The 12,069-nt window shown below is 67.0% G+C and carries 7 protein-coding genes; 2 read left to right on the top strand and 5 right to left on the bottom strand.

Annotation, left to right across the window (positions count from 1 at the left end):
- The first annotated feature begins 2 nt into the window (after positions 1-2).
- On the top strand, positions 3-1,202 hold the full coding sequence (locus tag CCR98_RS09755) for an acyltransferase family protein (RefSeq protein WP_087922439.1): 1,200 nt from the start codon (positions 3-5) through the stop codon (positions 1,200-1,202).
- Positions 1,203-1,242: 40 nt separating this feature from the next.
- Here the strand turns inward: CCR98_RS09755 and CCR98_RS09750 are convergent, their stop codons facing one another.
- The gene (locus CCR98_RS09750) at positions 1,243-4,152 is read right to left on the bottom strand and encodes a VIT domain-containing protein (protein ID WP_087922438.1); all 2,910 of its coding nucleotides are present in this window, start codon (positions 4,150-4,152) and stop codon (positions 1,243-1,245) included.
- A 130-nt stretch (positions 4,153-4,282) separates the two neighbouring features.
- Here CCR98_RS09750 and CCR98_RS09745 point away from each other — a divergent pair, with 130 nt between their 5' ends.
- Positions 4,283-5,332 carry a DUF1176 domain-containing protein gene (locus CCR98_RS09745; protein WP_087922437.1) on the top strand — a complete coding sequence of 350 codons (1,050 nt, stop codon included), beginning with the start codon at positions 4,283-4,285 and terminating at the stop codon, positions 5,330-5,332.
- Positions 5,333-5,415: 83 nt separating this feature from the next.
- Here the strand turns inward: CCR98_RS09745 and recJ are convergent, their stop codons facing one another.
- The 4 genes from recJ to carB all read right to left on the bottom strand — a co-directional run bounded on the left by recJ (position 5,416) and on the right by carB (position 11,973).
- Positions 5,416-7,173 (bottom strand): single-stranded-DNA-specific exonuclease RecJ, encoded by a 1,758-nt coding sequence (gene recJ / locus CCR98_RS09740; protein ID WP_087922436.1) that lies wholly within the window; start codon positions 7,171-7,173, stop codon positions 5,416-5,418.
- Positions 7,174-7,335: 162 nt separating this feature from the next.
- Positions 7,336-8,253: a phosphoglycerate mutase gene (locus CCR98_RS09735; RefSeq protein ID WP_087922435.1), complete on the bottom strand. Its 918-nt coding sequence runs from the start codon at positions 8,251-8,253 to the stop codon at positions 7,336-7,338.
- Positions 8,254-8,257: 4 nt separating this feature from the next.
- A complete protein-coding gene (gene greA / locus CCR98_RS09730; protein WP_198361085.1) occupies positions 8,258-8,722 on the bottom strand; it encodes a transcription elongation factor GreA in 465 nt (154 codons plus the stop codon).
- An 8-nt stretch (positions 8,723-8,730) separates the two neighbouring features.
- Entirely contained in the window at positions 8,731-11,973 is a 3,243-nt protein-coding gene (carB, locus tag CCR98_RS09725) for a carbamoyl-phosphate synthase large subunit (RefSeq protein ID WP_087922433.1), read from the bottom strand.
- Positions 11,974-12,069: the final 96 nt, after the last annotated feature.

Below are 12,069 nucleotides of genomic sequence, written 5' to 3'. Positions count from 1 at the left end.
CCATGACCCGACGCCACGACATCGACGCCCTGCGCGTGTTCGCCTTCGCCCTGCTGATCCTCTACCACACCGCCATGGTCTATGTGGACGACTGGGGCTTCCACCTCAAGAGCGTGCACACCGCCGAATGGCTGCAGTGGCCGATGGTGTTCGTCAATCGCTGGCGGATGTCACTGCTGTTCCTGATCTCGGGCATCGCCATCGCACTGATGCGGCCCGAAGGCAGGTTGCTGCGCTTCGCCGGCCTGCGTACCTGGAAGCTGTTGTTGCCCCTGCTGTTCGGCATGTTCGTGATCGTACCGATCCAGCCGTACTGCGAGGGCGTGGCCAACGGCCATGTGGCACCCGGATTCGGCCACTTCCTGCTGCGCTACTGGCAGGTGCGGCCGTGGCCGGAAGGCAGCTTCGCCGGCTGGCAGTACGGCATCACCTGGAACCACCTGTGGTACCTGGCCTATCTGTGGAACTACACCCTGGCGCTGGCCCTGCTGATGCCATTGCTGGGAACGACAGCCGTGCGCGGCGCGATGGCACGCGTTGCGGCCTCGCCCGCGCTGCTGATCGGCATTCCGTTCGCCCTGTTGCTGGTCTGGGTGATCTGGCTGGAGCCGATCTATCCGTCCACCAATGCGCTGCTCGGCGATTGGTACCAGCACGCGAAGTACGCCACGGTATTCCTGGCCGGCTACCTGCTGGGTCGCGAGCCACTGTTCTGGGAACGGGTGGTGGCCTTGCGCCGCACCACGCTGTGGCTGGCACTGGCTGCGGTCGGCTGGTACATGGGCCTGCGCATCCTTGGCCAGGTGCTGGCGGCCGACTCCCCCCTGCGGCAATGGCCCGAACCGTTCTGGGACCTGCAGGTCCGGACCAGCCAGTCGCTTTACGTATGGACCGCACTGCTGGCCATCCTGGGCTGGGGAAAGGTCTTCCTCGATCGCCCGTTCCGCTGGCTGCCGTACTGCACCGAGGCCATCTATCCCTGGTACATGCTGCACCAGAGCCTGATCATCGTGCTGTTGTTCTGGCTCAAGCCACTGCAGTTGGGCCCGTGGATGGAACCGGCCCTGCTGCTGGCCGGTACCGTCGGTGGCTGCCTGCTGATCCACGAACTGCTGATCCGGCGCTCGCGCTGGCTGCGACCTCTGTTCGGCCTGCGTGCCGATCCGCCAGCGTCGACGATCGCACGCGCCGTGTCGTTGTAGCGCCGAGCCCATGCTCGACGCTACATAAGCCCGGGATCGGTCATTTCACCTCGAACTCGCCCACCAGCACGGTCTCGGCACGGTCCTTCAACCGCATCGTGACCATCTGGTCCTTCTGCTTCGGCGTGCCCCAGTGCGTGGTCAGGCGCAGCATCAGGGTCGTCGCACCGGTCACAAGCTGCTGGCGGCTGCCGAAATAGTTCGCCTCGACCTTGTACTTGCCCGGCTTGGCGTTGCGCAGCGAGAACTGCTCGGGACCATAGCCGCCGGTGAAGTCCTGCGACATCTGCCCACCCTGGTAGGTCAGGCGGTTGCCGTAGTACGCGCGCTCGCCGTTCGGGTCGGTCACCCACAGGTCCATGTCGCTGTTATCGGCATCCCACGACAGCACCACGCGCAGGTCCAGCGGCATCGCCTGCAGCAGGCGCGGGTCGATGCCGCGGGTGTCCAGGCGCGGCGTGCTGCGTGCCACCAGATTGCTCAACTCATCCAGCGCGATCAGGGCGATGCCATCGAAACGGTTGTCCCACGGCCGCACCACCACCTGGTACAGCGGCGCCAGTGCCTGCTGCGGCTTGCCAGCTGCTGCCAGCGCCAGGCCCAGGTCGCGGAAGCTCTGCGGCTCCTCCTGGCCCATCGCCAGCACCTGCTCGAACACCGGCACCGCCAGTGCCGGGGCATCGGCCTGCATCAGCCGGTAGCCGAGCACGCGCAGCAGGTGGCGGTTGTCCAGGTCCATCTCGGCCAGGTTCGACAGCACGCGCAGTGCCAGTTCGCGCTGGCCCTGCTCCAGCAGCAGGTCGGCCACGTCGAGGAAGAACGCGCTGCTGTCGGCATGGGCATCGCGCTCGGCCAGGTAGCGGTCATAGAGCTGCGACGGCGGGCCTTGGCGCAGGCGCTGGGCGATGGCCGAGTCCGGCTGCCACGCCGCCAGCTGGATGCCGAGCTCCCCATTGTTGGCGGCGGATGCAGCGACAGCGCTGCCGGTGAGCGCGACCACATCCAGTGCTTTGTTCGATGCGGACGCTGAGCGACGTGCACGCGCGCTGCTGGCTTCCATGCGCTGCTCGGCAGCTGCGGCCATCGGTGCCGGGGCTGGCGGTGCCGCAGGGGCCGGCGCGGCGAGCATCGCCACCGGCGCCGAGTCCATCGCGTAGTCTGCGGATGCAACTTCCAGCGCCCTGCCCTTCGCCTGCGGTGGTGCGCCCTTCGGCCAGCTGCGGCTCCACCACTGCTGGCGCTCCTTCCAACGTGCGGCTACCTGGTCCAAGCGCTGGCGATCGGCAGCGGCGCGATCGCTCACCTGCCGTGCGAAGCGGGCATCGTACTCGGCGCGCAGCGTGCCGGACGGGCGGATCGCGTAGCGCAGGTAGTCATCCAGCGTTTCCAGCACGATCAGCGAGGTGTCCGGACCGACCAGGCTGAACTTCTGCGACAGCAGTTGCATAGCCTCGCGGTTGCCTCGACGGTCGGCGCCGAGTTGCTGCAGACGGGCCTGCGCCCACAAGCCGGCCAGTAGTTCACCGTCGTCACTCTTCTGTGTTGCCGGCAGTGCCTGCCATTCACCGCCTCCCACGCGCACCCGCATCCGCACGCCTTCGGCCGCCAGTCGTGCGTGCAGCCACAACCAGCCCTGGGCTTCACTGCGACGATCAATCACCACGTCCTGTACGCCACGGCCCGCATCGACCTGCACGTCCAGCGGCGACGACAGCAGTTCGCGGGTGGCCGCATCAACATCATTACCCAGTGCAATGAAGCGTCCGCCATGCGCTTCGCTCCAGCCACGCAAGCGTGTGCCGTCAGTACGGGCGCCGGCACTACTGACCGCGAACAGGCGTTGATCCGGCGCCATCGTCGGCAGCTGTTCCGGCCCATAGGTCAGCAGGCCATCGCTGACCAGCAGGTATTCCTTCACGCTCGGCTGCGGCAGCCACTGCGCCAGCGCGCTGGCGCCATCCGGGCGCACGGCCCGCAGCGCCGCGCGCAGCTCGTTCCAGTTGCCGGCGCGGACACGGAAGCGCCGCACCGGTTCGGTACGGTCGCGCAGCACGGTCAACGCCACGGTGCCGTCACCCATCGCGGCGAAATAGCGATCCAGCAGTGCGAACTCACGTGTGTGATCGCGCTGACCCGAGGATCCGGAACCATCCCACAGCAGGCCGATTTCGCTGGGAAGTGTGCGCGGCGTGGGACTGACTGCCGCCGGCAGCTGCGCCAACAGGTAGTGCCCGTCCTGCCAGGGCGCCACCTGGACCTGCGCCTGACGTGCTGCGGGCAGGCTCCACTGCAGCTGCGACGGCAGCTGCGCGCCCTTTCCCTGCCAGTGCAGCTGACCAGCGTTGATGCGGAACGGAGCCGTACCTGCGGTGGCCGCTTCCGGCGCCCGCAGCTTCAGCTCAACCGATGCAGCGCCAGCGGCGAACTGCAGCGGCAGCGTCCACTGCCAGCCCTGGCCGGCGAAGGCCAGCGGTTCGCGAATCACCAGCTGCACGCGCCGGCTGCCGCCGGCTGGCAGCGGATAGATACGCAGGCGGAACTGGTTGCCGGCGGTCTGCTCCAGCAGGCCCGGGTCGACGCCACGGCGCGCGATCTCCTCGAACACCTGGCGGCCACGGTCCTTGGGCACCGGCACCGCGTCACGCAGTTCACCGTTGATGTCCAGCGCGAAGCTGCTGATCTGCTGGCCATCGGCCAGCGGGAACTGCAGCTCACCCTCCAGCACGCGCCGGTTCGGGTTGTGGAATTCCAGGGTGATCCGGGTCTGGGCGATGCCGGCCTGGACCTCGCCTTCGATGCGGGCCCGCTGCAACTGCAACGGCTGTTCGGCAGCGGGTGCGATCAGCAACGGGGTGGTGGCATGCGGCCGGGCAATTCGTGGCGACTGCGCGTCGGCGGGACAGATCGCGAGGGCAAGCATCAACACGCTGCAGCAACGGGCGAAGAGCATGACAGGGCTCCAGTGGGATCGTGGACGTTTGAACGCGCGAACAGGCGGAATGGGGTTGGGCAGCGCGCAGCTTCTCATCGCCCCCGCCAGCACGCACCATGCTCGACTTTCCCCACGTGCAAGGATGCCGATGCGATCCCTCCTGCCCGCCGCCCTGCTGGCCCTGGCCTGCCCACTCGGCGCCATTGCCGCTGCCCCGGCCAAGAGCCTGTATTTCCAGCATCACGACTGGGTCGTGGCCTGCGACAACACCCTGACCTGCCGCGCCGCTGGTTATGCCCCCGATGATGGCGACACCCTGAGTGTGCTGCTCACCCGCAAGGCCGGCCCGGGCCAGGCCATCCAGGGCCGCCTGTCGCTGCAGCCGGAAGAAGGCCAGCCCCGGCCCAAGGGCGCACTGCATCTGCGCATCCAGCAGCAGGATCTGGGCGTTCTGGCCCCGGCAGGAGGCGAAGGCACGCACAGCTTGAATGCCGCGCAGACCAGCGCACTGCTGTCCGCGCTGGTACGCGACGGTGGAGTCAGTGTGATCGATGGCGCCGGCCATCGCTGGCCGTTGTCGGACAAGGGGGCGGCAGCGGTGCTGCTGAAGATCGATGAGTACCAGGGACGCCTCGGCACACCCGGCGCGGTGATGCGCAAGGGCAGCAGCCCTGAATCCAGCGTCCCCGCCGCCCTGCCGGTGCCGGTGGTGCGCAAGGCCGCTACCCTGGACTCGACTCCGGATGATCCCGCGTCTGCTCGGCTGGCCGCCTCTCCCGCCCTGCGTGCGGCACTGCGTGCCACGCTGGAGGGCGACAGCTGCGAAGGCCTGCAGGAAACCGATGCCGATATTCCGCTGAGCAACTCGCCGCTGGAGGTCCGCCACCTGGACGCACAGCACGTGCTGGTCAACGTGCCCTGCTGGCGAGCGGCCTATAACAGCGGCGATGGCTACTGGGTGGCCCGCCCACAGCCGCCGTTCCAGGCAAAGAGGGTGACCAGCGATGCCATCGACTACGACGATGGCCAGATCATTGCCGCGCAGAAGGGCCGCGGCCTCGCTGACTCCATTTCGCACGCAGCCTGGACGTGGGACGGGACGAACTTCATCGCGACGTCGGAGGTGGCACCTGGTCTATGCCGGGGCGTGCCAGGGGGCACCTGGGAACTGCCGATGCTGGTCAGCGAGGTCCGCTGACGCCACAGAAAAAGGGGACGGAGGGGATTGAGTCGCAAGTGGCAAACAAGGCACAAGCGGCTTAATCCCCTCCGTCCCTTTTTTCATGCGGGGAGGCTGTGCTCGACGATCAGCTGGATGGCGCTGCCGCCACGATAGTCATCGCAGGCCAGCCGGTAGGCGAGATGCACATGGCGGCCCGGCGCGTTGCCGTGCCAGCCGCCGAAGTGGATCGCATTGATCGTGCCGGGTACGCCGGGCAGGCGCAGTTCCAGCTTCAGGTGGCGCTCTTTCAACACGCGCCAGTTGGCCACTTCGAAGTGGCCATCGAACAGCGGTTCGGGGAAGCCCTGGCCCCACGGCCCGGCCAAGCGCAACGCATCGGCGTGGCGATGGTCGAGCTCGTCGGCGGCCAGTTCGCCGTCGCTGAGGACCTGCTGCTGCAATGCCGCCGGGTCGAGCATTTCCAGTACCACGGCGACGAAGGCGGCCTTGAAGTCATCGACATGATCGAGGCGCAGGCTGAGACCGGCCGCCATGGCGTGGCCACCGAAGCGTTCGATCAGCCCCGGATGGCGTGCATCGACCAGCGCCAGTGCGTCACGGATGTGCAGGCCGGGAATCGAGCGGGCCGAGCCGCGTAGCGTGTCGGCGCCCGGTTCGGCCGGGGCGAAGGCAATCACCGGGCGATGCAGGCGATCCTTCATCTTCGACGCGACCAGGCCGACCACGCCCGGGTGCCAATCGGCATCGAACAGGCAGGCGGCCACCGGACGCTGGCCGGCCATGTCCAGCACCACGCGGCTCAGTGCCTGCTCGGCGTCATCGGTCATCGACTGCTGCACCGCGCGCCGTTCCGAATTGATCTGCTCCAGCGTCTGTGCGATCTCGCGCGCCTGGCGAGGATCTTCGGTCAGCAGCAGCGCGATGCCCAACGCCATGTCTTCCAGCCGGCCCGCCGCGTTCAGGCGCGGGCCGAGTGCGAAGCCGATATCGGTAGCGGTCAGTCGCGCGGCATCACGGCCACTGGCTTCGATCAGCGCACGCAGGCCGACACAGCCCTGCCCTGCGCGCAGACGGCGCAGACCCGCGCTGACCAGCGCACGGTTGTTCGGGTCCAGCGCTACCAGGTCGGCAACGGTGCCGACCGCCACCAGGTCCAGCAGCGTGGTCAGGTCTGGCCCTTTGCCATCGGCGAAAACGCCGGCCTCGCGCATCTGCCGGCGCAGCGCCATCAGCACGTAGAAGATCACGCCGACGCCGGCCAACGACTTGCTGGGGAAGGCATCGCCGTCCAGATTCGGATCGACGATGACATCGGCAGGTGGCAGCTGCGGGCCCGGCAGATGGTGGTCGGTGACCAGCACCTGCCAACCACGGGCTTTGGCCGCAGTCACACCCGCGTGGCAGGCGATGCCGTGGTCGACAGTAACCAGCAGATCCGGTTTCAGCTCAGCCAGTTCCTCCACCAGAGAAGATGACAAGCCGTAGCCGTGCACCATGCGATTCGGCACTGCGTGGAAGACATGCCGTGCGCCGAGCATGCGCAGGCCACGCACGCCGACCGCGCAGGCCGTGGCGCCATCGCAATCGAAATCGCCGACCACCAGGATGCGCTTGTCGTTGGCGATGGCTTCGACAAGCAGGCTCACTGCATCGTCGATGCCGGTCAGCAGCTCGGGCGCATGCAGGCTGCCCAGCTTCGGCAGCGCCAGTTCGGGTGTGCCTGCGCCACGACTGGCGTAAAGCCGCGCCAGCAGCGGCAGCGTGCCCTCTGGCCAGCTGCCAGGCACGACCGCATCGCGGCGTCGGATCATCGGCGTATCAGAGGTGGGCTGCACGGCATCGGCGGCAAGGGACATCGGCATCGCCGGTTACGGAAGACAGGAGGATGATACCCCCACAGCCAACGGCCGGTAGAGTCGACTGTGGGTCGACCGACGCGCAACGCGCGGGACTTCCTGAATCCGAGCGAAGTGCAGTCGACTGACAGTCGACTCTACCTGCCGGATCCAATCGGATGCTCAGTCGTGCAGTTGCCGCGGCTTCTTCCAGAACTGCCAGCGCTGGCCACGGTCCAGCTGGAACTGCAGGCCGTCCTCGAAATCCAGCACCAGCCGCTGCAGCTCGCCACGCCTCAGCGCGGCCAGCAGCGGGCGAATCGCATCGTTGCCGAGCTGCTGCAAAGAGCGAAGCTGGCGCAGATCGACCAGCGCATCCACCGCCTGCTCGCCATCCACGGCTACGCCAGCCGCCAGAGCCAGGCCCTGCAGCAGCGCATCGCGGCTGCGCACCTGCGCGTGTGGCGTACTGACCGAGACCGGCATCACGCCGCCACCCCAGAACCACAGCGAATTGATCGGCTGTTGTCCCTGCGCGGCGCGCTGCTGGTTCCAGGAATGGTTGTGCAGCAGTACCTGGGCTTCGGTCATCAGCGCCCGCCAGCGACGGCCGCCCTCGCCTTCCGGCAGGTGCGAGAACAGGTCATCGCCCAGCACCTCGTCCGGACTGTCGAAGTCCGGTAGCTCAATGTCGATCGGCAGACGCAGGTACCAGCGCGAAGGATCGGGTGCGTCGAGCACGAATCCGGCATCGGCAAACAGCGGCTGCAGCACCGGCAACAGGGCCAGGCAGTCTGCCAACGTCGGCCGCAGCGTTTCGCCGTAGGCCATCATCCGCGCGCCATGCATGTCCGGCACCATGCAGGCCGGATCGGCACGCAGCCAGCTGGCGCCGGCGGCATCGCCGACGTCACGCTGGCGGGTCAACGCGGCCACCGGCCAGTGCGGCGCGGCGACCGTGAAATGGCGCGCCAGCTGCGCGCGCTCGCCCGGCGCGACCTGCACCGTCATGGCGCGGCCGAGCGCGCGCGCCACATCGTCCGGCAGCGCAGCCGCGGCGAAGCGGCTGCGTGCCGGCAACAGCAGGGTCGCCGTTGCCACCGGGTCAGTCCACGTAGCTGACGCTGACGATCTCGTACTCGCGCTGGCCGGCCGGGGCGTCGATCACGATCGAATCGCCTTCCAGCTTGCCGATCATCGCGCGCGCCACCGGCGAGGAAATCGCGATCAGGCCCAGCTTGATGTCCGCTTCCAGGTCACCGACGATCTGGTACTTCTTCTCTTCGTCGGTTTCCACGTCGGCCAGGATCACGCTGGCGCCGAACACCACCTTGGAGCCTGCGTTGAGCTTGCTCACGTCGATGATCTCGGCGTGCGACAGCTCGCCTTCCAGTTGCTTGATGCGGCCTTCGATGAAGCCCTGTTCCTCGCGCGCGGCGTGGTACTCGGCGTTCTCCTTCAGGTCGCCATGCTCACGCGCTTCGGCGATGGCGGCGATCACCTTCGGGCGCTTGACCGACTTCAGGTGATCCAGTTCGTCGCGCAGCTTCTGCGCGCCCTTCATCGTGATGGGGGCTCTCATGCATTCAACTCCTTGTGCAGCTCCTGCAGCGACCAGACGGGGCCGGTGCCACGGAATTCCAGTGAATCCACCAGCGCCTTGGCGCCGGCAATGGTGGTCGAGTAGGTGACGCGATGCTGCAGTGCCTCGCGACGGATCGAGAACGAGTCGTTGATCGCCGAACGACCTTCGGTCGTGTTGACGATGTAGACGATCTCGCCGTTCTTGATCGAGTCGACGATGTGCGGACGGCCTTCGACCACCTTGTTGATGATCTCGCAGTCCATGCCGTGCTGCTGCAGCCACGCGGCGGTGCCACGGGTGGCGACCAGGCTGTAGCCACGTGCCAGCAGCGCCTTGGCCACCGGCAGGACGCGCTTCTTGTCCGGATCGCGGACCGAGACGAATGCCTTGCCGACCGGCGGTGCCTTGATGCCACCGGCTTCCTGCGCACGCGCAAAGGCGGCGTTGAAGCTGCGGCCCACGCCCATCACCTCACCGGTGGAGCGCATCTCCGGCCCGAGGATCGGGTCGACGCCCTGGAACTTGGCGAACGGGAAGATCGCTTCCTTCACCGAGTAGTAGTCCGGCACGATTTCCTTGGTCGCGCCTTGCTCGGCCAGGCTCTTGCCGGCCATGCAGCGCGCCGCGATCTTGGCCAGCGGCATGCCGGTGGCCTTGGACACGAACGGCACGGTGCGCGAGGCACGCGGGTTCACTTCCAGCAGGTAGATGGTATCGGCACCTTCATCGCTGGTCTGGATCGCGAACTGGGTGTTCATCAGGCCGACCACGTTCAGGGCCTTGGCCAGTTCCACCACCTGGCGGCGCAGTTCAGCCTGGGTTTCAGCCGACAGCGAGTACGGCGGCAGCGAGCACGAGGAATCGCCCGAGTGCACGCCGGCCTCTTCGATGTGCTCCATCACGCCGCCGATCAGGACGTTGCCCTGGGCATCGGCAATGATGTCGACGTCGCACTCCACGGCATTGTCGAGGAAGCGGTCCAGCAGCACCGGCGAATCGTTGGACACCTTCACCGCATCGCGCACGTAGCGGGCCAGGTCGGCTTCGCCGTAGACGATTTCCATCGCACGGCCGCCCAGCACGTAGCTCGGGCGCACCACCAGCGGGTAGCCGATCTCGCGGGCCAGCAGCAGGGCTTCCTGGTCGTTGCGGGCGATGCGGTTCGGCGGCTGCTTCAGGCCCAGCTTGTCGACCAGCTGCTGGAAGCGCTCGCGGTCTTCGGCCAGGTCGATGGAGTCCGGGCTGGTGCCGATCACCGGCACGCCGTTGGCTTCCAGCGCGCGCGCCAGCTTCAGCGGGGTCTGGCCGCCGTACTGCACGATCACGCCCTTCGGCTGTTCCAGTTCGACGATTTCCAGCACGTCTTCCAGGGTCAGCGGTTCGAAGTACAGGCGGTCGGAGGTGTCGTAGTCGGTCGACACGGTTTCCGGGTTGCAGTTGACCATGATGGTTTCATAGCCATCCTCGCGCAGCGCCAGTGCCGCGTGCACGCAGCAGTAGTCGAACTCGATGCCCTGGCCGATGCGGTTCGGGCCACCGCCCAGGATCATGATCTTGTCGCGGTTGCTCGGCGCGGCCTCGCACTCGTCCTCGTAGGTCGAGTACAGGTAGGCGGTGCCGGTGGAGAACTCACCGGCGCAGGAATCCACGCGCTTATAGACCGGGCGCACCTTGTGCGCACGACGCAGCGCGCGGATGGCGGCTTCATTGGTGCCCGCCAGCTGCGCCAGGCGCGCGTCGGAGAAGCCGGCGCGCTTCAGCTTGCGCAGGCGTGCGGCGTCCAGCGCATCGATGCCACCGGCAGCGACGTCAGCTTCGGCAGCGATGATTTCCTCGATCTGGTCCAGGAACCAGTGATCGATGAACGACAGCGCGTAGATCTCTTCCACGCTCATGCCGGCGCGGAACGCATCGGCGACGAAGAACAGGCGCTCCGGGCCCGGGGCCTTCAGCTCACGGCGCAGAGTCTGCAGGTCTTCTTCGTTGCTCAGGTCCAGGCCGGTCGGGTCGAAGCCGACCTTGCCGGTTTCCAGGCCACGCAGGGCCTTCTGCACCGACTCCTGGAAGGTGCGGCCCATTGCCATCACCTCGCCCACCGACTTCATCTGGGTGGTCAGGCGCGCATCGGCGGCCGGGAACTTCTCGAAGGCGAAACGCGGGATCTTGGTGACGACGTAGTCGATCGACGGCTCGAACGAAGCCGGGGTCAGGCCACCGGTGATTTCGTTCTTCAGTTCGTCCAGGGTGTAACCCACGGCCAGCTTGGCGGCGACCTTGGCGATCGGGAAGCCGGTGGCCTTGGAGGCCAGCGCCGAGGAACGCGACACGCGCGGGTTCATCTCGATGACGACCACGCGGCCGGTCTTCGGGTTGATGCCGAACTGCACGTTCGAGCCACCGGTATCGACGCCGATCTTGCGCAGCACGGCGATGGAGGCATCGCGCAGGCGCTGGTACTCCTTGTCGGTCAGGGTCTGCGCCGGCGCCACGGTGATCGAGTCACCGGTGTGCACGCCCATCGGGTCCAGGTTCTCGATCGAGCAGACGATGATGCAGTTGTCCGCGGTATCGCGGACCACTTCCATCTCGAACTCCTTCCAGCCCAGCACCGACTCTTCCACCAGCACTTCGGTGGTCGGCGACAGTTCCAGGCCGCGGCTGACGATCTCGACCAGCTCTTCGCGGTTGTAGGCGATGCCGCCACCGCTGCCGCCCAGGGTGAAGCTGGGACGGATGATGGTCGGGTAGCCGACGCGGGTCTGGATCTCCAGCGCTTCGTCCAGGGTGTGGGCGACGGCGGCGGTCGGGCATTCCAGGCCGATCTCACCCATGGCCACGCGGAACAGCTCGCGGTCTTCGGCCATGCGGATCGCTTCGCGCTTGGCGCCGATCAGTTCAACGTTGTACTTCTCCAGCACGCCGTTGTCGGCCAGGTCCAGCGCGCAGTTCAGCGCGGTCTGGCCACCCATGGTCGGCAGCAGCGCATCAGGCTTTTCCTTGGCGATGATCTTCTCGACCGTCTGCCAGTTGATCGGCTCGATGTAGACGGCGTCGGCCATCTCCGGGTCGGTCATGATCGTGGCCGGGTTGCTGTTGACCAGCACCACGCGGTAACCCTCGTCACGCAGGGCCTTGCAGGCCTGGGCGCCGGAGTAGTCGAACTCGCAGGCCTGGCCGATGACGATCGGGCCAGCACCGATGATGAGGATGGTCTTGAGGTCAGTGCGCTTGGGCATTTTCTTCTCTAAGTCAGTACAGCGTGACAAGGGGGGTGATCGCACGCTGTCGATCAGGAATCTTGATCCGCAGCACCGCGCCAGCGGCAGCAGCGA

Origin of the sequence: Stenotrophomonas sp. WZN-1 (genome assembly GCF_002192255.1) — a bacterium.
GTDB lineage: Bacteria > Pseudomonadota > Gammaproteobacteria > Xanthomonadales > Xanthomonadaceae > Stenotrophomonas.
The sequence above is the reverse complement of the archived record's forward strand: the minus strand, read 5'-3'. Positions and strand labels throughout refer to the sequence as shown.